34 protein-coding genes are annotated in these 21,384 nt (G+C 41.2%); all 34 read right to left on the bottom strand.

The window, feature by feature from the left end; all coding sequences use genetic code 11:
- Window positions 1–102: 102 nt before the first annotated feature.
- The 34 genes from carA to rpsL all read right to left on the bottom strand — a co-directional run bounded on the left by carA (window position 103) and on the right by rpsL (window position 21,100).
- Window positions 103–1,206, bottom strand: coding sequence for a glutamine-hydrolyzing carbamoyl-phosphate synthase small subunit (gene carA / locus M1L62_RS27275; protein WP_254562812.1), 1,104 nt, complete (start codon window positions 1,204–1,206; stop codon window positions 103–105).
- A 192-nt stretch (window positions 1,207–1,398) separates the two neighbouring features.
- Window positions 1,399–2,148 carry a 50S ribosomal protein L17 gene (gene rplQ, locus M1L62_RS27270; protein ID WP_254562811.1) on the bottom strand — a complete coding sequence of 250 codons (750 nt, stop codon included), beginning with the start codon at window positions 2,146–2,148 and terminating at the stop codon, window positions 1,399–1,401.
- A gap of 74 nt (window positions 2,149–2,222) precedes the next feature.
- On the bottom strand, window positions 2,223–3,212 hold the full coding sequence (locus M1L62_RS27265; RefSeq protein WP_090341206.1) for a DNA-directed RNA polymerase subunit alpha: 990 nt from the start codon (window positions 3,210–3,212) through the stop codon (window positions 2,223–2,225).
- A gap of 136 nt (window positions 3,213–3,348) precedes the next feature.
- Complete coding sequence (gene rpsD, locus M1L62_RS27260; RefSeq protein ID WP_254562810.1) at window positions 3,349–3,954, bottom strand: 30S ribosomal protein S4; 606 nt, start codon at window positions 3,952–3,954, stop codon at window positions 3,349–3,351.
- A 92-nt stretch (window positions 3,955–4,046) separates the two neighbouring features.
- Window positions 4,047–4,442: a 30S ribosomal protein S11 gene (gene rpsK, locus M1L62_RS27255; protein WP_159469528.1), complete on the bottom strand. Its 396-nt coding sequence runs from the start codon at window positions 4,440–4,442 to the stop codon at window positions 4,047–4,049.
- Window positions 4,443–4,484: 42 nt separating this feature from the next.
- Entirely contained in the window at window positions 4,485–4,862 is a 378-nt protein-coding gene (gene rpsM / locus M1L62_RS27250; RefSeq protein ID WP_090341200.1) for a 30S ribosomal protein S13, read from the bottom strand.
- 6 nt (window positions 4,863–4,868) lie between these two features.
- Window positions 4,869–4,985, bottom strand: coding sequence for a 50S ribosomal protein L36 (gene rpmJ, locus M1L62_RS27245; protein WP_090341197.1), 117 nt, complete (start codon window positions 4,983–4,985; stop codon window positions 4,869–4,871).
- Between the two features lie 46 nt (window positions 4,986–5,031).
- On the bottom strand, window positions 5,032–5,250 hold the full coding sequence (infA, locus tag M1L62_RS27240; RefSeq protein WP_090341195.1) for a translation initiation factor IF-1: 219 nt from the start codon (window positions 5,248–5,250) through the stop codon (window positions 5,032–5,034).
- A gap of 12 nt (window positions 5,251–5,262) precedes the next feature.
- Window positions 5,263–6,060 (bottom strand): type I methionyl aminopeptidase, encoded by a 798-nt coding sequence (map, locus tag M1L62_RS27235; protein WP_254562809.1) that lies wholly within the window; start codon window positions 6,058–6,060, stop codon window positions 5,263–5,265.
- Between the two features lie 7 nt (window positions 6,061–6,067).
- The gene (gene secY, locus M1L62_RS27230; protein WP_254562808.1) at window positions 6,068–7,381 is read right to left on the bottom strand and encodes a preprotein translocase subunit SecY; all 1,314 of its coding nucleotides are present in this window, start codon (window positions 7,379–7,381) and stop codon (window positions 6,068–6,070) included.
- A 65-nt stretch (window positions 7,382–7,446) separates the two neighbouring features.
- The gene (rplO, locus tag M1L62_RS27225) at window positions 7,447–7,893 is read right to left on the bottom strand and encodes a 50S ribosomal protein L15 (RefSeq protein ID WP_254562807.1); all 447 of its coding nucleotides are present in this window, start codon (window positions 7,891–7,893) and stop codon (window positions 7,447–7,449) included.
- Between the two features lie 14 nt (window positions 7,894–7,907).
- Window positions 7,908–8,087 carry a 50S ribosomal protein L30 gene (rpmD, locus tag M1L62_RS27220; RefSeq protein WP_256527779.1) on the bottom strand — a complete coding sequence of 60 codons (180 nt, stop codon included), beginning with the start codon at window positions 8,085–8,087 and terminating at the stop codon, window positions 7,908–7,910.
- A gap of 35 nt (window positions 8,088–8,122) precedes the next feature.
- The gene (gene rpsE / locus M1L62_RS27215; protein ID WP_090341189.1) at window positions 8,123–8,638 is read right to left on the bottom strand and encodes a 30S ribosomal protein S5; all 516 of its coding nucleotides are present in this window, start codon (window positions 8,636–8,638) and stop codon (window positions 8,123–8,125) included.
- A 15-nt stretch (window positions 8,639–8,653) separates the two neighbouring features.
- Window positions 8,654–9,007 carry a 50S ribosomal protein L18 gene (gene rplR / locus M1L62_RS27210; RefSeq protein ID WP_254562806.1) on the bottom strand — a complete coding sequence of 118 codons (354 nt, stop codon included), beginning with the start codon at window positions 9,005–9,007 and terminating at the stop codon, window positions 8,654–8,656.
- 49 nt (window positions 9,008–9,056) lie between these two features.
- Complete coding sequence (gene rplF / locus M1L62_RS27205; RefSeq protein WP_254562805.1) at window positions 9,057–9,611, bottom strand: 50S ribosomal protein L6; 555 nt, start codon at window positions 9,609–9,611, stop codon at window positions 9,057–9,059.
- A gap of 21 nt (window positions 9,612–9,632) precedes the next feature.
- Window positions 9,633–10,031 carry a 30S ribosomal protein S8 gene (gene rpsH, locus M1L62_RS27200; protein ID WP_090341180.1) on the bottom strand — a complete coding sequence of 133 codons (399 nt, stop codon included), beginning with the start codon at window positions 10,029–10,031 and terminating at the stop codon, window positions 9,633–9,635.
- 77 nt (window positions 10,032–10,108) lie between these two features.
- Complete coding sequence (rpsN, locus tag M1L62_RS27195) at window positions 10,109–10,378, bottom strand: 30S ribosomal protein S14 (protein WP_090341179.1); 270 nt, start codon at window positions 10,376–10,378, stop codon at window positions 10,109–10,111.
- 27 nt (window positions 10,379–10,405) lie between these two features.
- Window positions 10,406–10,966 carry a 50S ribosomal protein L5 gene (rplE, locus tag M1L62_RS27190; RefSeq protein WP_254562804.1) on the bottom strand — a complete coding sequence of 187 codons (561 nt, stop codon included), beginning with the start codon at window positions 10,964–10,966 and terminating at the stop codon, window positions 10,406–10,408.
- 79 nt (window positions 10,967–11,045) lie between these two features.
- The gene (gene rplX / locus M1L62_RS27185) at window positions 11,046–11,387 is read right to left on the bottom strand and encodes a 50S ribosomal protein L24 (protein WP_254562803.1); all 342 of its coding nucleotides are present in this window, start codon (window positions 11,385–11,387) and stop codon (window positions 11,046–11,048) included.
- A 49-nt stretch (window positions 11,388–11,436) separates the two neighbouring features.
- A complete protein-coding gene (gene rplN / locus M1L62_RS27180; RefSeq protein ID WP_090341176.1) occupies window positions 11,437–11,805 on the bottom strand; it encodes a 50S ribosomal protein L14 in 369 nt (122 codons plus the stop codon).
- Between the two features lie 3 nt (window positions 11,806–11,808).
- Window positions 11,809–12,072, bottom strand: a complete 264-nt coding sequence (gene rpsQ / locus M1L62_RS27175; RefSeq protein ID WP_090341174.1) for a 30S ribosomal protein S17 — start codon at window positions 12,070–12,072, stop codon at window positions 11,809–11,811.
- A gap of 16 nt (window positions 12,073–12,088) precedes the next feature.
- Window positions 12,089–12,283, bottom strand: a complete 195-nt coding sequence (rpmC, locus tag M1L62_RS27170; protein ID WP_254562802.1) for a 50S ribosomal protein L29 — start codon at window positions 12,281–12,283, stop codon at window positions 12,089–12,091.
- A gap of 42 nt (window positions 12,284–12,325) precedes the next feature.
- Entirely contained in the window at window positions 12,326–12,751 is a 426-nt protein-coding gene (gene rplP / locus M1L62_RS27165) for a 50S ribosomal protein L16 (RefSeq protein WP_159469515.1), read from the bottom strand.
- Between the two features lie 47 nt (window positions 12,752–12,798).
- Window positions 12,799–13,617: a 30S ribosomal protein S3 gene (gene rpsC / locus M1L62_RS27160; RefSeq protein WP_254562801.1), complete on the bottom strand. Its 819-nt coding sequence runs from the start codon at window positions 13,615–13,617 to the stop codon at window positions 12,799–12,801.
- 18 nt (window positions 13,618–13,635) lie between these two features.
- A complete protein-coding gene (gene rplV / locus M1L62_RS27155; protein ID WP_194123667.1) occupies window positions 13,636–14,022 on the bottom strand; it encodes a 50S ribosomal protein L22 in 387 nt (128 codons plus the stop codon).
- A gap of 55 nt (window positions 14,023–14,077) precedes the next feature.
- Window positions 14,078–14,356: a 30S ribosomal protein S19 gene (gene rpsS / locus M1L62_RS27150; RefSeq protein ID WP_090341161.1), complete on the bottom strand. Its 279-nt coding sequence runs from the start codon at window positions 14,354–14,356 to the stop codon at window positions 14,078–14,080.
- Between the two features lie 9 nt (window positions 14,357–14,365).
- On the bottom strand, window positions 14,366–15,190 hold the full coding sequence (rplB, locus tag M1L62_RS27145; protein WP_090341157.1) for a 50S ribosomal protein L2: 825 nt from the start codon (window positions 15,188–15,190) through the stop codon (window positions 14,366–14,368).
- A gap of 46 nt (window positions 15,191–15,236) precedes the next feature.
- Window positions 15,237–15,524 carry a 50S ribosomal protein L23 gene (rplW, locus tag M1L62_RS27140; RefSeq protein ID WP_254562800.1) on the bottom strand — a complete coding sequence of 96 codons (288 nt, stop codon included), beginning with the start codon at window positions 15,522–15,524 and terminating at the stop codon, window positions 15,237–15,239.
- Window positions 15,525–15,526: 2 nt separating this feature from the next.
- On the bottom strand, window positions 15,527–16,156 hold the full coding sequence (rplD, locus tag M1L62_RS27135) for a 50S ribosomal protein L4 (RefSeq protein WP_254562799.1): 630 nt from the start codon (window positions 16,154–16,156) through the stop codon (window positions 15,527–15,529).
- Window positions 16,157–16,160: 4 nt separating this feature from the next.
- Complete coding sequence (gene rplC, locus M1L62_RS27130; RefSeq protein ID WP_254562798.1) at window positions 16,161–16,781, bottom strand: 50S ribosomal protein L3; 621 nt, start codon at window positions 16,779–16,781, stop codon at window positions 16,161–16,163.
- Window positions 16,782–17,064: 283 nt separating this feature from the next.
- Window positions 17,065–17,370, bottom strand: coding sequence for a 30S ribosomal protein S10 (rpsJ, locus tag M1L62_RS27125; protein ID WP_015813787.1), 306 nt, complete (start codon window positions 17,368–17,370; stop codon window positions 17,065–17,067).
- 137 nt (window positions 17,371–17,507) lie between these two features.
- The gene (gene fusA / locus M1L62_RS27120; protein WP_254562797.1) at window positions 17,508–19,628 is read right to left on the bottom strand and encodes an elongation factor G; all 2,121 of its coding nucleotides are present in this window, start codon (window positions 19,626–19,628) and stop codon (window positions 17,508–17,510) included.
- Window positions 19,629–20,096: 468 nt separating this feature from the next.
- Window positions 20,097–20,564, bottom strand: a complete 468-nt coding sequence (gene rpsG / locus M1L62_RS27115; protein ID WP_149240678.1) for a 30S ribosomal protein S7 — start codon at window positions 20,562–20,564, stop codon at window positions 20,097–20,099.
- Window positions 20,565–20,686: 122 nt separating this feature from the next.
- Window positions 20,687–21,100 (bottom strand): 30S ribosomal protein S12, encoded by a 414-nt coding sequence (rpsL, locus tag M1L62_RS27110; protein ID WP_026631225.1) that lies wholly within the window; start codon window positions 21,098–21,100, stop codon window positions 20,687–20,689.
- Between the last annotated feature and the right edge of the window lie 284 nt (window positions 21,101–21,384).

The raw sequence follows: 21,384 nt of genomic DNA, 5'->3' as shown, positions 1-21,384 counted from the left end.
ATAAACCCAAACTCACTTTTCCAGAAATTATTCACATAAAATAAAGAGGGTGCCTCACCATAGTTTTGAGACACCCTCTTCTTGTTGTCTATATACTCCGACCTATACTTCCGCCAATAGCTTCGTAAAATCATCGAACAAGTACCGTGAATCGTGCGGACCTGGCGATGCTTCCGGGTGATACTGCACCGAGAATGCCGGATAATCCTTACGACGAATTCCTTCAATCGTTTTATCATTCAGGTTCACGTGCGTAATCTCCACGTCAGGATGGTTTTCAATTTCATCCGGATTTACAGCAAAGCCGTGGTTTTGAGAAGTCACCTCGCACAAACCTGTGATCAGGTTTTTAACAGGGTGGTTCAAGCCGCGGTGTCCGTGGTGCATTTTATACGTATTGATACCGCTTGACAATGCCAGCAACTGGTGACCAAGGCAGATACCGAACAACGGCTTGCCTGTTTTCACCATTTCACTTACTGTTTCCACAGCATAAGGCATCGCAGAAGGATCGCCCGGACCGTTCGAGATAAAGAATCCGTCAGGGTTCCAGTCCATCACTTCTTTGAAAGAAGTTTTAGCAGGGAACACTTTGCAATAACATCCGCGCTGCGTAAGGTTATTCAAAATGCTCTTTTTGATACCGTAATCCATTACTGCAATTCTCCACTTGCTGCCGGTTTCAGCACCCATAAAGTATGGGCTATCTGTCGTCACCTGCGAAGATAATTCCAGTCCGTCCATAGAAGGCACTTTATGTAATTCATCCATCAACTCTTTTTCATCCAGAATCTGAGATGAAATAATGGCATTCATAACTCCTTTTTCACGTACGTGGCGCACAATGTGTCTTGTATCTACATTGCTTACCCCTACGATCTTGGCTCTTTCGAAATACTCCTGCAAAGAGAAATCCGCAGTGCTGCGAGAGTAAATTGTTGAGAAAGTGTTACACACCATCCCTCTGATCTTAACCGAACTTGATTCTTCCTCGTCTTCCAGCTGAACACCGTAATTTCCAATATGAGAATTGGTGTTCACTATGATTTGTCCAAAATAGGAAGGGTCAGTATAAATTTCCTGATACCCCGTCATTCCGGTGTTAAAGCAGATCTCGCCACCGGTTGTGCCGTCTATCCCCAAAGCTAACCCTCTATATGCTGTTCCGTCTTCCAGCAGTAATAAAGCCTCTTTTTTTTGATTCATATATGGTTAAATCGATTTGCTATTTGTAACATTCTCACGGTTAAACCAGTTCAATTCTAACAGTGAGAAATAGGCAGCTGTTTATGTTTTAAAATTCCGCGCTGCAAAATTATATAATTTCAGTCATAAAAAAGGGTTAAACGAAAACGTTCAACCCTTTTTCAATAAACTTATTACAATATGAACGTAATCTTATTCACTGTCGCGACCTCCGATTAATTCATCTTGCAAAGTCTTTAATTCATCCCATTTACCGTCAGCAGCAAGTTGTGCTTGTGCAGGCCATGTTTCTGGGTTATGAATTGCATATTGGTTACCTGCGTTATCAAGGATTTCGCGGATAGCTTCTGATGTAGAAGATGCCAAAAGAGCAAAGGTTGTGATTCCGGCTGCGTTAAGAACATCAGCAATTTTCGGGCCGATACCTTCAATTTTAGCAAGATCATCACCTTCAGCAACCGGAGCCTCTTTGCTTGCAGCAGCTGCCACAGGCTTAGCAGTTTCTTCCGATCCTTCTTTTTTACCACCACGACGGCTACGACGAGTTTTCACAGGCTTATCTGCGTTAGCAAGAAGTAATGCGTCGTTGAAATCTACAAGCTCCATTAAAGCTACCTCAGCAGCATCACCCAAACGGTTTCCCAATTTGATGATACGAGTATAACCACCTGGACGATCTGCAATCTTGTCTGAAACAGTTCCGAAAAGTTCTTTAACTGATTCTTTGTCGTTCAAATAACCAAAAGCGATACGACGATTGTGTGTAGTATCTTCTTTTGCACGAGTCAACAAAGGCTCAACAAACTTTTTAAGTTCTTTCGCTTTTGCAAGCGTTGTTTCAATTCTCTTGTGAAGAATCAACGAGGAAGCCATATTCGAAAGCATTGCTTTTCTGTGTGAATGCGTTCTTCCCAGGTGATTTACTTTTCTTCCGTGTCTCATTTTGTTTTTGTTTAGTTGCTTCGAGCTGCGCATTGCTACGCGCTACAGAATACAGACTTATTATGGAATTTATTTTATTCTTCGTCCAAACGATATTTGGCAACATCCATTCCAAATACGAGTTGTTTGTCAGCAACAAGTTGCTCCAACTCTGTTAGCGATTTTTTACCGAAGTTACGGAACTTCATCATGTCCGAAATTTCAAGTCTCACTAGATCACCCAAAGATTTCACGTCTGCTGATTTCAAACAGTTGTATGCACGAACTGAAAGATCCAATTCAGACAATGAAGTTTTAAGCAATTTCCTCATACGCAACATTTCTTCATCAACCTGGTTATCTTCTTCAGCCTTCTGTTTCTCAAACGTCATCGTCTGATCAGAGAATAGCATAAAGTGTTGAATCAAGATATTCGCAGCTCCTTTAAGAGCATCTTCAGGGTGGATTGACCCGTCAGTCTGAATATCTATCAAAAGGCGTTCGTAATCGGTACGTTGTTCAACACGGGTGTTTTCAACGCTGTATTTTACGTTTTTAATCGGCGTATAGATCGAGTCCATTGCAATGTATCCGAAAGGCAATTCATTTGCTCTTGGCTCATCCGCAGGAACGTATCCTCTTCCTTTATCCAACAAAAGTTCCATTTCGAACTCCTTGTTGTCGTCAATGTGACAAATTACTTGATCAGGATTTAAAACTTCGAAAGCGCTGGTAAACTTGCTGATGTCACCGGCAGTAATCACCGAAACATTTTTAAGGTTAACAACAATTCTGCTTTCGTTTAAATCCGATACTTTTTTAAATCGAACCATTTTAAGGTTCAGGATGATTTCTGTTACATCCTCAACAATACCTTCAATGGACGAAAATTCATGAAGCACCCCAGGGAACTTCACGCTCGTGATGGCATAGCCTTCCAAAGATGAAAGTAGAATCCTGCGTAACGCATTACCGATTGTTACGCCATACCCTTTCTCTAAAGGCTTAAACTCAAACAACCCGTGAAAGTCGTCTGCTTTTTCCATGACGACCTTATCAGGCATTTGGAAAGCTAATATTGACATAGTCCTTGCTCCTTTTATAGTAGTAAATGATAGTTGATCACGCTACCGTTACCTTTGCGATCGCAAATATTGCCGTTTTTCGGCTACAAGCACGCTCCAAAAATGAAGCGTGCTCATAAAATTTTGAAGATTATTATTATTTCGAGTACAACTCAACGATAAGTTGCTCGTTGATATTTTCAGGAATTTGTTCGCGGTCAGGGAAAGTTACAAACTTACCTGAAAGCTCTTGTCCATTCCATTCCAACCAGTTGAAACCTTTAGAACTGTGGCCAGCCAAGCTATCCGTAACAGCTTCAAGAGATTTAGATTTTTCACGAACTGTAACAACTTGTCCAGGACGCAAAGAATACGAAGGAATATTAACTAGTTCTCCGTCAACAAGGATGTGTTTGTGAGAAACCAACTGACGAGCTGCACGTCTTGTAGGAGCAATACCTAAACGATAAACAGTGTTATCAAGACGGGCTTCGCAGAAACGAAGTAAGTTTTCACCGGTAAGACCTTCTTTTACAGACGCTTTTTCGAATAGATTACGAAACTGTCTTTCAAGAATACCGTAGATGAACTTAACTTTTTGCTTTTCCATTAACTGTAAAGCGTATTCCGATTTTTTGGAACGACGACCCTTTCCGTGTACTCCGGGAGGGTAATTTTTCTTTGCAAGTGCCTTACTTGGGCCTAAGATAGGTTCTCCGTAGCGTCTTGCAATCTTGGATTTGGGACCTGTGTAACGAGCCATTTGATACTAATTGTTTGTAAAGTTAATGATAACCATTCTGTAACCCCAGTGTCCAAATTACGAATGAAGGAATCATTGATATAAAAAATAAACTAAACTCTTCTTCTTTTCGGAGGACGACATCCGTTGTGAGGAAGTGGAGTAATATCACGGATTGTGGTTACTTCAATTCCTGCATTTTGAATCGTACGAATTGCCGACTCACGACCTGAACCAGGTCCTTTAACAAAAATTTCAGCTTTACGCATTCCAAGGTCAAACGCTACCTGAGCACAGTTTTGTGCCGCAGTCTGAGCTGCGTAAGGAGTGTTCTTCTTAGAACCACGGAATCCCATTTTACCGGCCGAAGCCCATGAGATCACCTGTCCATTGCTGTTAGTGATAGAGATAATGATGTTGTTGAAAGAAGCTCTGATGTGTACCTGACCCACCGACTCTACTACAACCACTCTCTTTTTTGCCTTGTCTTTTCTTTTATTTTGTGCCATTGCTTATGGAATAAGATGTGGCTGTTACACCACACTCATTGTTTATTTAGTAGCCTTTTTCTTGTTCGCGATTGTCTTGCGTTTACCCTTACGAGTACGAGAGTTATTCTTCGTTCTTTGTCCGCGCAATGGCAATCCTTTACGATGACGAAGGCCACGGTAACAAGCAATATCCATTAAGCGTTTGATACTCAATTGAACCTCCGACTTTAGTGCTCCCTCAACTTTATATTCGCCTGCAATCACAGAACGAATAGCCCCTGACTCTTCATCTGTCCAGTCAAGTACCTTTTTATCCAGATCCACACCTGCTTTGTCCAGAATTTTCTTCGCAGTACTGCGACCAATTCCAAAAATGTAAGTTAAGGCAATTTCGCCTCTTTTACGGTCGGGGATATCAACTCCTGAAATACGTGCCATAATTTATTAACCTTGTCTTTGTTTATACCGTGGGTTCTTCTTATTTATTACGTAGACCTTACCCTTCCGGCGTATGACTTTGCAGTCTACACTGCGTTTTTTAACTGATGCTTTAACTTTCATCTTACTTATTAGTTATTTCCTAAACCAATCTATTCAAACTCTTAGCTTATTTGTATCGATATACAATTCTAGCTTTCGATAAGTCGTATGGAGACATTTCAAGCTTTACACGGTCACCAGGTAAAATTTTAATATAGTGCATCCTCATTTTACCTGAAATGTGTGCGATAACCTCGTGCTTATTTTCCAATACTACACGAAACATTGCATTAGAGAGCGCTTCTAAAATTACTCCGTCTTGTTCAATTGATGCTTGTTTTGCCATTCGTAGCTTTTATTACTTTACTTCAACCATTAGGCTGGTATTCGCCGTGACTTGTTCTATATAATCAAAAGTGGTAAGAATTTCGGCTTTTCCTTTACGTACTACAACTGTGTGTTCAAAGTGAGCTGAGTACTTGCGGTCTGTCGTCCTGATCGTCCAACCATCTTTTTCCTGCATGACAGACTTAGTTCCTAAGTTAATCATCGGTTCGATAGCCAAAACCATCCCTTCTTTTAACCGCAATCCTTTACCTCGTTTTCCGTAGTTAGGAACCTCCGGGCTTTCATGTAGTTCTCTTCCAACGCCATGGCCTACAAGTTCGCGAACAACGGTGTAACCTCTTTCTTCACAATAATGCTGTACCGCGTAACCGATATCACCTATTCTTAATCCGTCAACTGCCTGCTCGATGCCTTTATAAAGAGACTTCTTGGTAGCAGTTAAAAGATCCATTACCTCTTTGGATACTTCACCCACAGGATAAGTGTAAGCACTGTCGCTGTGAAATCCGTTTAGCTTAACACCACAATCAATTGAAACAATGTCTCCGTCTTTTAGTTCATAGTTGCCCGGAATTCCGTGTACTACAACTTCATTAACAGACATACAAAGAGAAGCAGGGAAATTATTAAAACCTTTAAACGAGGGGATACCTCCGTAGCTTCTGATATAATCCTCAGCAATAATATCCAGTTTCTTGGTGGTGATACCTGGCTTTACCCATTGGGCAACTTCGGCATGTGCCTTACCCAAAACCTGGGCACTTTGCTTGATGAGGTTTATTTCCTCCTCTGTTTTCAAATAGATCATTTACAAATCAGATAGCAACACTTTCAGTTCTACCTTTTACACGTCCCGATTTCATAAGACCTTCATACCTACGCATCAGAAGGTAACTTTCAACCTGCTGCAACGTATCCAAAACAACACCAACCATAATCAGTAATGATGTTCCTCCGAAGAAGTGAGCGAAGTCGGTAGATACACCTGCAAGACTTGCGAACGCTGGTAGCGTAGCAACAATGGCAAGCATAATTGCACCTGGGAAAGTAATACGGTCTAATACAGAACTGATATATTCCGAAGTCTGCTGACCAGGTTTAACACCCGGGATAAAACCGCCTCCTCTTTTCATATCATCTGCAATTTGCTGCGGGTTAACCGAGATTGCAGTGTAGAAGAATGTGAAAACGATAATAAGGAAAGCAAACAACAGATTGTATTGCCACGTTGTATAGTTCGCAAAAATCGTAGCAACGTTGCTTGCAAAGTCGCTTTTTTCTGCAAAATACGAAGCGCCCAAAGAAGGAATAAACATAAGTGCCTGTGCGAAGATAATCGGCATAACACCCGCTGCATTCAGCTTCAATGGCAGGTATTGACGCTGGCCACCCATAACCCGGTTACCAACTACCTGTTTTGCATATTGTATAGGTATACGGCGTACTGCCTGCGTTAACATTACAGCACCCATAATTACAAAATACAAGGCTACAATTTCCAAAACGAAAAGCAATATCCCTCCACTTCCTCTTGAAGAAAATTCTTTAAGAATCGCACCCGGGAAACGGGATACAATACCAATCATAATCAACATTGAGATACCGTTTCCAACTCCTTTATCCGTGATACGCTCCCCAAGCCACATACAGAACATTGTTCCGGCTGCAAGAACGAAAACAGAGGATACTGAGAACAGGCTCCGAGAAACCAATAAAGCTTCATCAGGCACAGTGGTATTCAAATAAGCAGTTCCCTGAACTAATGTAACAACAATCGTTAGAACCCTTGTAATTTGATTTAACTTCTTGCGCCCTGATTCTCCTTCTTTTTGCATCTTCTGGAAATATGGCAGTGCCATTGTCAGAAGTTGGATAGCAATGGAAGCAGAAATGTAAGGCATGATACCCAAAGCAAAGATGGAGGCTTTACTAAAAGCTCCACCTAAGAAGGTATCAAGAAGACCTAATAAACCCTGAGACGAAAAATTCATCTGATCCGGTTCTACACCAGGCAAAGCTACATAAGACCCTAAACGGAATATTGTTATAAACAAAAGAGTGTTGAGAATTCTTGTTCTCAACTCCTCAATCGAAAATATATGTTTTATCGTCTCAAAAAATCGTTTCATGTTATGGGGCTTACATTATCTGTTCGATAATCAAACATACACGGTTTAGAACTGAACCAACAAGGTTACAATTTAACGGCTTTACCACCTGCTTTCTCAATTGCCTCGATTGCAGAGGAAGAAAAACCATTTGCCTGAACTTCAACAGCAGCTTTAATTTCGCCGCGGTTAAGGATCTTAACAAGGTCTTTTTTCGCGCAAAGTCCGTTTTCACGGATCAAGTCAAGTGTTACAACAGTAGCATTCGTTTTTTCAACAAGAGCCTGTATCGCATCAAGATTCAATGCTTTATACTCAACTCTGTTAATGTTGTTAAAACCGAATTTAGGCAAACGACGTTGAAGAGGCATCTGACCACCTTCAAAACCTACCTTACGGCTATAACCAGAACGAGACTGGGCTCCTTTATGTCCACGTGCAGAAGTTCCGCCTAATCCGGATCCCTGACCACGTCCGACACGTTTTCCGATCTTAACGGATCCAGCTGCCGGTTTTAATGAACTAAGATTCATACTTTTCGTATTTATTAAATTTCTTCAACTGTAACTAAGTGACTCACCTTACGGATCATACCCGCGATGGCGTCGGTATTTTCCTGCTCAACCGAACGGTTAATCTTACCTAAGCCTAGAGCCTTGATAGTTAACTTTTGTCTCTCCGGACGATCGATAACACTTTTAACTTGTGTAATACGTACTCTTGACATAATTACTCTCAGATAAAGGATAATCCCCTAAAGGATTATCCGTTGAATACTTTGTCCAATTTAACTCCACGTTGGAAAGCAACCTGATGAGGTGCTCTCATTTTCAGAAGAGCGTCAATTGTCGCTTTAATAACGTTGTGCGGATTCGAAGAACCTTTTGACTTAGCAAGTACGTCTTTGATACCGGCACTTTCAAGAACGGCGCGCATAGGACCACCTGCAAGTACTCCTGTACCAGGAGCTGCTGGCTTGATCAAAACAAACCCGCCGCTGAATTTACCTTCCATCGCATGAGGAACAGTGTTTTTCAACATAGGAATTTGAATCAAATTCTTTTTAGCATCGTCAATTCCTTTGGCAATAGCATCTGTTACTTCATTTGCTTTACCTAGTCCATGACCTACCACACCTTTTCCGTCACCCACAACCACGATGGCAGAGAAACTAAAACGACGACCGCCTTTTACTACTTTTGCAACCCGATTGATCGCTACAACGCGTTCTTTCAGATCCGATTCGTTAACCTTTGAAGGTTTTGTATTTGTAGACATAGTCTTTGCTTATTCTTAGAATTTCAGGCCACCCTCGCGAGCTCCTTCGGCCAATGCTTTAACTTTACCATGGTACAAATATCCGTTACGGTCAAATACCACCGCAAGAATACCTGCTGCCTGCGCCTTTTCGGCAATCTTCTTTCCAACCTGCAGAGCTGCCTCTACGTTAGAGCTTTCTTTTCTTTCACCAAGGTCAAGCGTCGAAGCACTTACCAGGGTTACTCCTTGAATATCATCAATGATTTGAGCATAGATGCTAGTGTTTGAACGGAAAACCGAAAGACGGGGACGTTCAGCACTACCTTTCACTTTCTTACGGATGTGATATTTAAGGCGTTGTCTTCTATCTACTTTTGAGGTAGCCATTTTAAATCTTATCTAAACTTAGTTAACAAAATCATCCTGTGGCTACGCACTATTTCTTAGCAGACTTACCAGCTTTGCGGCGAACGATTTCACCAACAAAACGAATACCCTTACCTTTATAAGGTTCTACTTTACGTAGAGACTTAATTTTAGCAGCAACAGAACCTATCAATTCCTTGTCAATTCCCTCCAAAATTACTTTTGGATTCTGACCCTTTTCGGAAGTGGTTGTAAGTTTTAGTTCCTCAGGGATCGACATAAAGATATTATGTGAATAACCCAATTGCAATTCTAAAACATTACCAACGGCACTGGCTTTGTAACCTACACCGATGATTTCCATTTCCTTCTTGTAACCTGTCTCAACACCAATTACCATGTTGTTAATTAGGGAGCGGTACAATCCGTGCAAAGCCTTGTGGCGTTTTTGTTCGCTAGGGCGCACTACTTTCAATTCAGTTCCTTCGATTTCGATTGCGATATCGGAGTCAACAGCTTGGGTAAGTGTTCCTTTTGGACCTTTAACTGATACCAGGTTGTCGTCCGATACTGAGATCGTTACTCCTGCTGGTATAGTGATTAATTTATTTCCTATTCGTGACATTTCCTGAATAACTTTAAAATATTAGTACACGAAACATAACACCTCTCCACCTACATTAAGTGTTTTGGCTTCCTTATCTGTCATAACACCTTTCGATGTAGAGATAATTACAGTTCCAAGACCACCCAAAACGCGAGGTAGTGTAGATGTCCCGGAGTACTTGCGTAACCCAGGCTTACTAACTCTCTGCAATTTAACAATTGCATTTTGTTTAGTAACAGGATTGTATTTCAAGGCTATCTTGATTACACCCTGTGGGCCGACTTCGTCAAATTTATAACTCTGGATATACCCTTTATCAAAAAGTACCTTCGTTATTTCTTTTTTTATGTTGGATGCAGGTATCTCAACAACCCTGTGCTTCGCTTTGATGGCGTTTCTGAGTCTCGTCAGATAATCTGCTATGGGATCCGTTAACATTTTTTATGCCTAGTTTAAACACTCCCTTAAAACGGGAGTGCAAAGTTAAGTAATTGAAATCAGAATTGAAAGTATTCCTACCAACTTGATTTTGTAACACCCGGAATTTTACCATCTGAGGCCATTTCCCGGAACAGAACTCTTGAGATTCCGAATTTGCGCATATATCCACGAGGTCTTCCTGTGATTTTGCAACGATTGTGCAAACGTACAGGCGATGAGTTACGGGGTAATTTATCTAGGCCAACCCAATCCTCAGCAGCTTTTAACGTTTTACGCTTTTCAGCATAACGAGCTACTAATGCTTGTCTTTTTCTTTCCCGTGCTTTTACTGATTCTTTTGCCATTGTCGGTAAATATCTTAATCTTAAGAATTATCCTTTATTGTTCGCATTTGTGAAAGGCATACCCAGTGCTTTCAACAATTCATAACTTTCTTCGTCAGAATTTGTTGATGTAACAAATGTGATATCCATACCTGTAATCTTGTTTACCTTTTCGATAGAGATTTCAGGGAAGATGATTTGTTCCTTCACACCAAAAGTATAATTTCCACGACCGTCGAAACCTTTGTCGCTGATTCCTTTGAAATCACGTACACGAGGCATCGCGATAGAAGTCAAACGGTCAAGGAATTCGTACATACGATCTCCGCGTAGTGTAACTTTTGCACCAATCGGCATGTTTTCACGCAACTTAAAGTTGGAAACCGCCTTTTTAGAAATGGTAGCAATTGCTTTCTGTCCAGTAATCAATCCTAGCTCTTCAACTCCTGTATCAACCAATTTCTTGTCAGATACAGCTGCGCCGATACCTTTGTTGATCACGATTTTTGTCAAGCGAGGTACTTGCATTACTGACTTGTACTCGAACTTTTCTTTCAGTTGGGAAACTACTTCACCAACGTACTTTTCTTTTAATCTTGGCTGTGCCATTTTTCTGAGTTAATTATGTGGATTACCGACCCACGCGCTTCGTATATAAAACTAACAGATGGTCCTGAAACCAGAAGACTTATATAAAGTCTCCTGATTTTTTAGAGAACCGCTGTAACTTTCCTTTATCGTTTGCTTTACGGCCTGTACGGGTCGCTTCGCCAGTCTTAGGATCGATAACCATCAGGTTGCTGATATGAATAGCGCCTTCACGTTTTTCGATGCTTCCCTGTGGGTTTTGTGCATTTGGTTTTACGTGTTTCGTAATCAAATTAACACCTTCCACAGTTGCTCTTGATTTCTCAATAAGCACACTTTTAATAACCCCTGTTTCACCTTTCGCATTACCAGAAATTACTTTAACAGTATCTCCTTTGCGTATGTGCAATTTAGCGGGTAGGTTTTTATTTTTGCTTTCCATTTGAGGTATTCTCTTATCGGTTCTAAAGAAATACTTTTGTTTTTATTTCTTACAACACTTCCGGTGCCAGGGAAACAATCTTCATAAATTGTTTTTCACGCAATTCACGCGCTACTGGACCGAAGATACGTGAGCCACGTGGTTCGTCGTTGTTGTTAAGTAAAACGGCTGCATTATCTTCAAAGCGAATGTATGTACCATCCTTGCGGCGTACTTCCTTTTTAGTCCGTACAACCACGGCTTTTGAAACCGTTCCTTTTTTCATGCTGCTCGAAGAAAGAGCAGATTTTACTGTTACGACGATCTTATCGCCTACTGAAGCATAGCGTTTGCCAGTTCCGCCAAGTACACGAATTACGAGTACTTCCTTCGCTCCACTGTTGTCTGCTACCGACAGTCTTGATTCTTGCTGTACCATTTGTTACTTAGCTTTTTCAAGGATTTCAATTAATCTCCAACGCTTATTCTTACTAAGCGGACGGGTTTCCATAACTTTGATAGTATCACCGATACCTACCTGGTTATTTTCGTCATGCACCATCAATTTGGTAGTTTTAGTCATAAACTTACCGTATTTCTCGTGCTTAACTTTACGTTCAACAGTGATCACACAGGATTTCTCCATTTTGTTGCTCACTACTTTACCGACTCTTTCTTTCCGTAAATTTCTTTCTGTTGCCTCCATAATTTCTTAAACTGATTTACTGTTGGTTAGATTTAGCCGACAGTTCGGTCAATAGTTTTGCAATTTCCTTACGCGAGGCGCGAATACGCAAAGGGTTTTCGATCGGTGAAATAGCGTGCGCGAATTTCAATCGTAGTAAGCGCTCTCTTTCTTGTGCGATCTGTTCTTTCAGCTGATCCTGCGACAGGTCTTGTATTTCTTTACTAGTCATTGCTTTTAATAATTAGCGTTCTTAGATACGTTCGGGGTTGGTCTATTCTTGATAATCCCGACGTACCACGAACTTTGTTTTAATTGGCAACTTTTGTGCAGCCAAACGCAATGCTTCGTTAGCAGTTTCCAGTGGAACACCGGTTGCTTCGAAGATGATTGTTCCCGGCTTGATTGGTGCTACCCAATACTCAGGAGCTCCTTTTCCTTTACCCATACGAACCTCAGCAGGTTTCTTTGTAATAGGCTTGTCAGGGAACACACGAATCCACACCTGGCCTTCACGTTTCATAGCGCGTGTAACTGAAATACGCGCTGCTTCTATCTGACGTGCTGTTAGCCAGCCTGGCTCAAGCGACTTGATTGCGAAAGATCCGAAAGCGATTTCAGCACCACGAGTGGCTAGTCCCTTTTCTGAACCTTTGTTTTTTTGTTGCTTGCGAAATTTTGTTCTTTTCGGCTGTAACATGATTCTAATCTATTTGAACCGATTTAACAAAATCGGAAAATGTCTGATTACTTCTTCTTATTTCTACTTCTCTTACGACGATCCGCTTCGCTTCCGCCGCCTTCACTTCCGCCACGGTTACCTTCGTTTCCGCCACGTCCGCCTCTTCTATCCTTGTTACGGTCGTTTCCGCCGCCTGATCCTGTTCCTCTGTCGCTTCTGTCAGCAGCAGCTGTTGCAGCACTTGGAGTCAAATCACGCTTTCCGTACAATTCGCCTTTGAAGATCCAAACTTTGATACCTATTTTACCATAGATAGTTTGTGCTTCTGAGATTGCATAGTCGATATCCGCTCTCAATGTATGTAGAGGAATACGTCCTTCTTTATACTCTTCAGTACGAGCCATTTCAGCTCCACCCAAACGTCCCGCAAGACGGATTTTGATACCTTGAGTTCCTACACGCATAGCAGAAGCGATTGATTGCTTCATTGCACGACGGTAAGAGATACGAGCCTGTAGTTGTTGTGCGATTGCTTCTCCAACTAATTTTGCATCAATCTCAGGACGTTTGATTTCGTAGATGTTAATCTGAACGTCTTTTCCTGTGATTTTTTTAAGCTCTTCTTTGATCTTGTCAACTTCACTACCACCTTTACCAATTACGATACCCGGACGAGCCGTGTGAATTGTAAGCGTGATACGTTTCAGTGTACGCTCGATAACTACTTTAGAGATTGATCCTTTTGGGATACGTGCTTTTATATAGTTACGAATTTTTTCGTCTTCAACAAGTTTGTCAGAAAAATCTTTTCCTCCATACCAGCTAGAGTCCCAGCCTCTAACAATTCCTAGTCTCAGACCTATAGGATTAACCTTTTGTCCCATTCGAAATAGATCGTTTACTTATGATTCGGTGATTACTTTGTTTTCCACGCTTGCGGCAACTTCCGCTTTGTCATCAACCACAAGTGTAATGTGGTTTGAACGCTTACGGATTCTGTGTGCTCTTCCTTGCGGTGCAGGGCGCAAACGCTTCAACATACGTCCACCGTCAATAAATACGGTTTTAACATAAAGATCAGCGTCTTCCAGCTTTGCATCTTCATTCAATTGTTGCCAGTTAGCAACCGCAGAAAGTAAAACTTTGTGCAAAATTGGTGAAGAAGCTCTTGGTTGAAACTTTAACAGCGCCAACGCTTTGCTGACCTTTTGTCCGCGAATCATGTCGGCTACTAATCTCATCTTACGAGGAGAAGTAGGCACATTTCTTAATATAGCTCTTGCTTCCATGTTCTTTCAGATATAGGCTGGTTCCGATGTACGAAACCCAGCTATCGTCGACTAATTATTTTCTACCTTTATCTTTTTTGGCGGTGTGACCACGGAAATTACGCGTTGGCGAGAATTCTCCTAATTTGTGTCCTACCATGTTTTCAGTTACATAAACCGGTATAAATTTGTTACCGTTGTGAACTGCGAATGTATGTCCAATAAAATCCGGAGAGATCATTGAGCGTCTTGACCATGTCTTTATTACCGACTTACGAGCTGCGCTGTTCATCGCCTGAATCTTGATGTCCAGACGAAAGTCGATGTATGGTCCTTTTTTTAATGAGCGTGCCATATTATTCTATTATTTTTTACGACGGCTGATAATCAATTTCTCAGAATGCTTATTACGATCACGAGTCTTAAGTCCTTTCGAGAACTGTCCGTTTCTTGATCTAGGCTGGCCTCCTGATGAGCGGCCTTCACCACCACCCATTGGGTGATCGACTGGGTTCATAGCAACACCACGAACTCTTGGGCGACGACCTAACCAACGTTTACGGCCTGCTTTACCGTAATTCACATTCATGTGACTTGAATTGGAAACTGTTCCAACCGTTGCGATACAAGTTGAAAGAATCATACGCATTTCGCCAGATGGCATTTTAATTACTGCGTACTTACCTTCACGCGCTACAAGCTGAGCATAAGCTCCTGCGCTTCTTGCAAACTGACCACCTTTACCAGGTGTCAATTCAATATTGTGAACAATTGTACCAATTGGCATTGAACCTAGTGGAAGCGCATTTCCCATTTCTGGTGCTACTGAACTTCCTGAAACAATTACTTGTCCTACTTTCAATCCGTTTGGAGCGATTACGTATCTTTTTTCGTCATCAGCATATTGTACCAGTGCGATACGTGCTGAGCGGTTTGGATCGTATTCAATTGTAAGAACTGTTGCTGGTGCATCAAAACGATTTCTTTTGAAATCGATAACACGGTATCTGCGTTTGTGACCACCACCTATATGACGCATGGTACGATGTCCGGAGCTATTACGACCACCTGTTCTTTTAACAGGCTCTAATAGGCTCTTTTCAGGTTTTGACGCTGTGATCTCCTCAAAAGCAGGAGCCATGCGAAAACGTTGACCAGCACTTGTCGGTTTTAATTTTTTAACTGCCATTGCTATACTTAAACTCTTCTAAGATTTGAATAGATCAACCAAAATTCTAAGCTTCACCGTAAATGTCGATGACCTCGCCTTCAGCTACCGTAACGATAGCTTTTTTGATGGTTGACGTTTTTCCACTTACAAACTTTCCTCCCGAAGTGCGGGATTTGCTTTTACCAATGCTACGCATTGTATGAACGCTCTCTACGGTAACCCCAAACAGTTTCTCGATAGCCTTTTTGATTTCAACCTTGTTAGAAGTCAATGTTACTTCAAAGGCATACTTTCCCTGACCACCCTGAGCCGTTACCTTTTCTGTTATAATCGGTCGTTTCAGTACACTCATCACTATTTGTTTAATAGGGTTTCCAAATTAGACAGAGCAGATTCACTTATTAAAAGGCGGTCTGCATTCATCAGATCATATGTATTTACCAAATCAACAGTAGTAACTTTCGCTTTCGGAATGTTTCTGCTTGACAGGTAAACATTGCTATCAACCTCAGGAAGGATCAACAATGTTTTTGTGTTCACCAAAGAAAGTGAATTAAGTACAGTCAGATATGACTTCGTTTTTGGTGCATCAAATGTGAATGCTTCCAAAACAGATATTGCGTCAATTTTCGCTTTCGCAGAAAGAGCAGAAATACGCGCTAGCGTTTTCACTTTTCTGTTGATCTTGAAAGTATAGTTACGAGGACGAGGACCGAATATACGACCACCACCTACGAATACCGGAGATTTAATGCTACCTGCACGTGCTCCACCTGTACCTTTTTGTTTCTTGATCTTGCGTGTTGAGTGATTGATCTCAGCACGTTCTTTTGACTTGTGTGTACCCTGACGCTGATTGGCCAAGTACAATTTCACATCGAGATAGATCGCATGCTCGTTAGGTTCGATTCCGAAAATTTCTTCAGACACACTTACCTTCTTGCCGGTATCTTCTCCTTTTATATTTAATACGGACAGTTCCATGGTACTATTTCTCAATGATTAGAAATGAATTCTTTGAACCCGGTACTGAGCCACTTACAACTAGCAAGTTTTGCTCAGGTATCACTTTCAGAATACGCAAATTCTGAATTTTTACACGATTGTTACCCATGCGCCCACCCATACGAATGCCTTTAAATACGCGTGAAGGGAACGAACAAGCACCAATCGAACCTGGGTGACGTGCACGGTTATGCTGACCGTGTGTTTGTCCGCCTACCCCACCGAAACCATGACGTTTTACAACACCCTGGAAACCGCGGCCTTTGGCAGAACCTACTACATCAACGAATTCACCTTCTGCAAAGATATCTTGCACTGATAGTGAAGTTCCAAGTTCATGCTCCACTTCAAATTCCTTGAACTCAACAAGCTTGTGCTTTGGAGTTGTACCGGCCTTTTTGAAGTGACCTATTAACGGCTGAGTAGAGTTTTTCTCCTTTCTCTCGCCAAAACCTAATTGGAGGGCCTTATACCCATCCTTTTCCTCGGACCTAACTTGTGTAACAACACAAGGACCAGCTTGAATCACAGTACATGCCAGAGCCTGCCCGTCAGCATTGTACAAACTAGTCATTCCGATTTTTTTACCTATTAAACCAGACATCGTAATTAATTTAAATTAGCAGGTAAAACCCTATTCTTTAAAACGGACTGCAAAGATAGAAATTTGAATTTTTATATCAAAGCGGTTTTTTATTATTTCTCACTGATAATCAGCAAAAAAGGTCAGATGTACTAAACATCTGACCTCAGTTAATTTCTGGCATAAATCGAACACAAAAAAACATTCGAATAGTTACCTGAATGAGCTCAGATGTGGTTTCCAATTATTCCGGACCTTCATCCAATTATGTATAAGACTTAATTTAATAAGTCTGCAAGAATCACTAAACTTTGATCTCTACGTCAACACCGCTTGGCAATTCAAGCTTCATGAGTGCATCAACAGTTTTTGCACTTGTAGAGAAAATGTCAACCAGACGTTTGTAAGTACAAAGCTGGAACTGTTCACGAGACTTTTTGTTAACGTGAGGAGAACGTAAAACAGTGAACTTCTCTGTTTTAGTTGGCAAAGGGATTGGACCGCTAACAACGGCTCCTGTTGCCTTTACAGCCTTAACAATCTTCTCAGCTGATTTGTCAACTAAGTTGTGATCGAATGACCGCAATTTGATACGAATTTTTTGATTCATCTTATTTGCTTATTTCCGGTTCTTAGAAAAATTAAACCGGAACAAGTTCCGGCAATCCGCCAACGAAAGAACCATTTACTTCGTTGGTTTAAATTATTAAGCCTCTGCCCTTTTCAGGACAGAGGCCAGTATTTTTATTAAGCTTTAATCAAGCCTTTTGCTTTCTCAATAACAGTATCAGAGATATGCTGAGGAACAACTTCGTAGTAAGCGAACGTTAACGAAGCAGTAGCACGTCCTGATGACATGGTACGAAGGTCAGTTACGTAACCGAACAATTCTGACAATGGAACGTCTGCTTTGATAACCTGAGCACCATTACGTGAATCCATACCTCTCATGATACCACGACGACGGTTAAGGTCACCAGTGATAGGTCCTGTGTAGTCATCCGGCGTAAGTACTTCAACGTGCATGATAGGCTCCATCAATTTAGAACCAGCGTGACGTGCAGATTCTCTGAAACCAATCTTAGCTGCCAATTCGAAAGATAGTGCATCTGAATCGACATCGTGGAATGAACCGTGGTACAAACGCACTTTCATCGAATCCAAAGGATATCCTGCAAGGGCACCATTTGACATAGATGCTTCGAAACCTTTCTGGATCGGAGCGATAAATTCACGAGGAATAGTACCACCTACAATCTGGTTAACGAACTGCAAACCAGTTTTTGGCTCTTGTCCTTCTTCGTTGTCGTCTCTTGGTCCGATTTCGAAAAGAATATCGGCAAATTTACCACGACCACCTGTTTGTTTCTTGTAAACTTCACGGTGCTCAAAGTTCTTCGTAAGAATCTCTTTGTAAGCAACCTGAGGTGCACCCTGGTTTACTTCCACTTTAAATTCACGACGCATACGGTCGATGATAATTTCAAGGTGAAGCTCTCCCATTCCTTTGATGATCGTCTGACCAGTCTCTTCGTTACTTTCAACTTGTAACGTTGGATCTTCTTCGATCAACTTGGTGATTGCCTTAGAGAAGTTATCGCTATCAGCAGCTTTCTTAGGCTCGATTGCGTAACCAATTACAGGCTCAGGGAATACCATTGATTCAAGAACGATTGGGTTCTTTTCGTCAGATAAAGTATCACCAGTTTTAATATCTTTGAAACCTACTACCGCTCCAATATCACCCGCTTCAAGACGATCAATTTGATTTTGCTTGTTAGCGTGCATTTGGAAAATACGGGAGATACGCTCTTTATTTCCTGAACGGTTGTTCAATACATAAGAACCTGAATCCAAAAATCCTGAGTAAGAGCGGATAAAGCAAAGACGTCCTACATAAGGGTCAGTTGCGATTTTAAACGCTAATGCACAGAAAGGATCTTTGTCCGTTGGCTGACGAGAAATTTCGTCACCTGTACGTGGATCTGTTCCGATGATGCTTTCACGATCTTGTGGAGAAGGCAAAATAGCCATCACGTAATCAAGCATCGTTTGAACACCTTTGTTTTTGAAAGAAGAACCACAAACCATAGGAACGATTTTCATGCTGATTGTCGCTGCGCGCAAAGCTGCAAGAATTTCGTCTTCTGAGATTGAAGTAGGATCTTCAAAATATTTTTCCATCAAAGTATCGTCGAATTCGGCAACAGCTTCAAGAAGTTTTTCTCTCCACTCCGTTGCTTCTTCAACCATATCTTCAGGAATTGGAACTTCTTTGAAAGTCATTCCTTTATCTTCTTCATTCCACTCGATACCACGGAAGTTAACCAAGTCAACCACACCTCTGAACGTATCTTCAGCACCGATCGGCAATTGAAGAGGAACAGCGTAGCTACCAAGCATATCTTTCACCTGTGCACAAACTTTAAGGAAGTCTGCACCAGAACGGTCCATTTTGTTAACGAAACCGATACGTGCTACGTTATAGTTATTAGCCAAACGCCAGTTAGTTTCTGACTGAGGCTCAACACCATCAACAGCGCTGAATAAGAAAACCAATCCATCCAATACACGAAGAGAACGGTTTACCTCAACAGTAAAGTCAACGTGACCCGGAGTATCGATAATGTTGATGTGATATTTTTCACCGCGGTAGTTCCAGTCTACTGTTGTAGCCGCCGAAGTAATGGTAATACCACGCTCCTGCTCTTGCTCCATCCAGTCCATTGTAGCAGCACCATCGTGTACTTCTCCAATTTTGTGGCTTACTCCAGCGTAATAAAGGATACGCTCGGTGGTGGTAGTTTTACCCGCATCGATGTGCGCAGCAATACCAATATTTCTTGTTAATCTTAGATCACGTGCCATGGCAAATGGTGATGTTATTTATTTCGTTGTGCAATTCAATACTTGAAGCAATTTCTGAACTTTTGAAAGGGCATTTTCACACCACTGCAAAAAATTCAGAGTGCAAAAGTATAAATAGTTGATTATAAAAACAATGAATAGGAAAGTTATTTTTTTAAGAAATAACAAAAAAGCCAAAAGCCGTCTGCTTTCTGTTAAATCAATTTGAAAAGCGGATAATTTTTTGAGGATCAGTTACATTTAATACGTTCTTGCCTGTAACCTTACGCCTGGTCTGAAAAAACAACAGGGAAAGCGAGCTAGTAGAATTGTACTCAAACCAGACCTGAAATTCCTTTAGATCTCACATTTTTAAAAGAATTCAAAACACACTTATCCGAAAAACACAAATGTACATGACTAAACAAGAAAAAGGGTTCCGGCTTAAAACCAGAACCCTTTTCAAACATTCCTCCCAGAGGAGATTTCCTAGAAACGGAAATGCGAGAATGCTTTGTTCGCATCCGCCATACGGTGCGTATCGTCTTTTTTCTTAACAGCAGCTCCTTCACCTTTAGCAGCAGCAACGATTTCGCCAGCCAAACGGTCTACCATAGTTTTCTCTCCACGCTTACGAGCGTAGTTGATCAACCATTTCATACCCAAAGCCTGCTTACGTTCCGGACGTACTTCAGTTGGAACCTGGAAAGTAGCACCACCAACACGACGGCTTTTTACTTCAACAGATGGAGTTACATTGTTCAATGCTTTTTTCCAAGTTTCAAGACCACTTTCGCTGGTTTTTTTCTCAACCAATTCCAGTGCGTCATAAAAAATTGTGAAAGCAATGCTTTTCTTGCCTTGAAGCATCAGGTTGTTTACAAATTTTGTAACCTGTACATCTCTGAACTTAGGATCAGGCAGGATATATCTTTTCTTTGGTTTGGACTTTCTCATTTTTGTACTTTTGTTTTACACGAGGTTTCGTTTTGCAACTTATTCACCCTGAACAGAATCCAGGATTACTTCCCTTTTATTTATCAGAATAGTTCTTTAATAAAAGCAGAGAGAGTTACTTTTTATTTTTTCTTACCTTTTGTTGGTGCTGCTGCAACTTGTCCTGGTTTAGGGCGTTTTGCACCGTATTTAGAACGACGTTGTTTACGTCCATTAACACCAGCCGTATCCAATGCACCACGGATAATGTGGTAACGAACACCCGGTAAATCTTTAACACGACCACCACGGATCAAAACGATCGAGTGCTCTTGCAAGTTGTGGCCTTCTCCAGGGATATAGGCATTCACTTCTTTGTTGTTAGAAAGACGAACACGCGCAACTTTACGAAGTGCTGAGTTCGGTTTCTTTGGCGTTGTGGTATATACACGAGTACATACTCCACGACGCTGAGGGCAAGAATCCAAAGCCGGTGACTTGGATTTCCATGTAATGGTCTCTCTACCTTTACGGACTAATTGTGAAATAGTTGGCATTTAATAAATTGATTTTGATCTAGTTAATCAACTAATCGATTGTTTTAAAAACAGTTTTCCCGAAAAATCGGACTGCAAAAGTAACAGACTTAGACTGATTTACAAAATGTTAATAATATTTTTTATCAGCAACACGGGTAAATTTGTTTCACTTTATGCAAAAAACTTTATCCGTGCTCTATTTTTCAAACAACTTTCCCTTCTGACAAGGTGCTGGACAACATTTTATTTTCTGGGGCGGCCAACAATAAAAATCAGAAAAATGACGCCACGGACGTCAGAAA

Origin of the sequence: Dyadobacter diqingensis (assembly GCF_024220585.1) — a bacterium.
GTDB lineage: Bacteria > Bacteroidota > Bacteroidia > Cytophagales > Spirosomataceae > Dyadobacter > Dyadobacter diqingensis.
Note: the sequence above shows the minus strand (reverse complement) of the source record. Positions and strands in the feature narration are given on the sequence as shown.

What these genes read in the sequence shown, in the direction of transcription:
- carA (WP_254562812.1), bottom strand. Translation starts at nt 1,206, where the DNA reads ATGAATCAAAAAAAAGAGGCTTTATTACTGCTGGAAGACGGAACAGCA.
- rplQ (WP_254562811.1), bottom strand. Translation starts at nt 2,148, where the DNA reads ATGAGACACGGAAGAAAAGTAAATCACCTGGGAAGAACGCATTCACAC.
- M1L62_RS27265 (WP_090341206.1), bottom strand. Translation starts at nt 3,212, where the DNA reads ATGTCAATATTAGCTTTCCAAATGCCTGATAAGGTCGTCATGGAAAAA.
- rpsD (WP_254562810.1), bottom strand. Translation starts at nt 3,954, where the DNA reads ATGGCTCGTTACACAGGTCCCAAATCCAAGATTGCAAGACGCTACGGA.
- rpsK (WP_159469528.1), bottom strand. Translation starts at nt 4,442, where the DNA reads ATGGCACAAAATAAAAGAAAAGACAAGGCAAAAAAGAGAGTGGTTGTA.
- rpsM (WP_090341200.1), bottom strand. Translation starts at nt 4,862, where the DNA reads ATGGCACGTATTTCAGGAGTTGATATCCCCGACCGTAAAAGAGGCGAA.
- rpmJ (WP_090341197.1), bottom strand. Translation starts at nt 4,985, where the DNA reads ATGAAAGTTAAAGCATCAGTTAAAAAACGCAGTGTAGACTGCAAAGTC.
- infA (WP_090341195.1), bottom strand. Translation starts at nt 5,250, where the DNA reads ATGGCAAAACAAGCATCAATTGAACAAGACGGAGTAATTTTAGAAGCG.
- map (WP_254562809.1), bottom strand. Translation starts at nt 6,060, where the DNA reads ATGATCTATTTGAAAACAGAGGAGGAAATAAACCTCATCAAGCAAAGT.
- secY (WP_254562808.1), bottom strand. Translation starts at nt 7,381, where the DNA reads ATGAAACGATTTTTTGAGACGATAAAACATATATTTTCGATTGAGGAG.
- rplO (WP_254562807.1), bottom strand. Translation starts at nt 7,893, where the DNA reads ATGAATCTTAGTTCATTAAAACCGGCAGCTGGATCCGTTAAGATCGGA.
- rpmD (WP_256527779.1), bottom strand. Translation starts at nt 8,087, where the DNA reads ATGTCAAGAGTACGTATTACACAAGTTAAAAGTGTTATCGATCGTCCG.
- rpsE (WP_090341189.1), bottom strand. Translation starts at nt 8,638, where the DNA reads ATGTCTACAAATACAAAACCTTCAAAGGTTAACGAATCGGATCTGAAA.
- rplR (WP_254562806.1), bottom strand. Translation starts at nt 9,007, where the DNA reads ATGGCTACCTCAAAAGTAGATAGAAGACAACGCCTTAAATATCACATC.
- rplF (WP_254562805.1), bottom strand. Translation starts at nt 9,611, where the DNA reads ATGTCACGAATAGGAAATAAATTAATCACTATACCAGCAGGAGTAACG.
- rpsH (WP_090341180.1), bottom strand. Translation starts at nt 10,031, where the DNA reads ATGTTAACGGATCCCATAGCAGATTATCTGACGAGACTCAGAAACGCC.
- rpsN (WP_090341179.1), bottom strand. Translation starts at nt 10,378, where the DNA reads ATGGCAAAAGAATCAGTAAAAGCACGGGAAAGAAAAAGACAAGCATTA.
- rplE (WP_254562804.1), bottom strand. Translation starts at nt 10,966, where the DNA reads ATGGCACAGCCAAGATTAAAAGAAAAGTACGTTGGTGAAGTAGTTTCC.
- rplX (WP_254562803.1), bottom strand. Translation starts at nt 11,387, where the DNA reads ATGGAAAGCAAAAATAAAAACCTACCCGCTAAATTGCACATACGCAAA.
- rplN (WP_090341176.1), bottom strand. Translation starts at nt 11,805, where the DNA reads ATGGTACAGCAAGAATCAAGACTGTCGGTAGCAGACAACAGTGGAGCG.
- rpsQ (WP_090341174.1), bottom strand. Translation starts at nt 12,072, where the DNA reads ATGGAGGCAACAGAAAGAAATTTACGGAAAGAAAGAGTCGGTAAAGTA.
- rpmC (WP_254562802.1), bottom strand. Translation starts at nt 12,283, where the DNA reads ATGACTAGTAAAGAAATACAAGACCTGTCGCAGGATCAGCTGAAAGAA.
- rplP (WP_159469515.1), bottom strand. Translation starts at nt 12,751, where the DNA reads ATGTTACAGCCGAAAAGAACAAAATTTCGCAAGCAACAAAAAAACAAA.
- rpsC (WP_254562801.1), bottom strand. Translation starts at nt 13,617, where the DNA reads ATGGGACAAAAGGTTAATCCTATAGGTCTGAGACTAGGAATTGTTAGA.
- rplV (WP_194123667.1), bottom strand. Translation starts at nt 14,022, where the DNA reads ATGGAAGCAAGAGCTATATTAAGAAATGTGCCTACTTCTCCTCGTAAG.
- rpsS (WP_090341161.1), bottom strand. Translation starts at nt 14,356, where the DNA reads ATGGCACGCTCATTAAAAAAAGGACCATACATCGACTTTCGTCTGGAC.
- rplB (WP_090341157.1), bottom strand. Translation starts at nt 15,190, where the DNA reads ATGGCAGTTAAAAAATTAAAACCGACAAGTGCTGGTCAACGTTTTCGC.
- rplW (WP_254562800.1), bottom strand. Translation starts at nt 15,524, where the DNA reads ATGAGTGTACTGAAACGACCGATTATAACAGAAAAGGTAACGGCTCAG.
- rplD (WP_254562799.1), bottom strand. Translation starts at nt 16,156, where the DNA reads ATGGAACTGTCCGTATTAAATATAAAAGGAGAAGATACCGGCAAGAAG.
- rplC (WP_254562798.1), bottom strand. Translation starts at nt 16,781, where the DNA reads ATGTCTGGTTTAATAGGTAAAAAAATCGGAATGACTAGTTTGTACAAT.
- rpsJ (WP_015813787.1), bottom strand. Translation starts at nt 17,370, where the DNA reads ATGAATCAAAAAATTCGTATCAAATTGCGGTCATTCGATCACAACTTA.
- fusA (WP_254562797.1), bottom strand. Translation starts at nt 19,628, where the DNA reads ATGGCACGTGATCTAAGATTAACAAGAAATATTGGTATTGCTGCGCAC.
- rpsG (WP_149240678.1), bottom strand. Translation starts at nt 20,564, where the DNA reads ATGAGAAAGTCCAAACCAAAGAAAAGATATATCCTGCCTGATCCTAAG.
- rpsL (WP_026631225.1), bottom strand. Translation starts at nt 21,100, where the DNA reads ATGCCAACTATTTCACAATTAGTCCGTAAAGGTAGAGAGACCATTACA.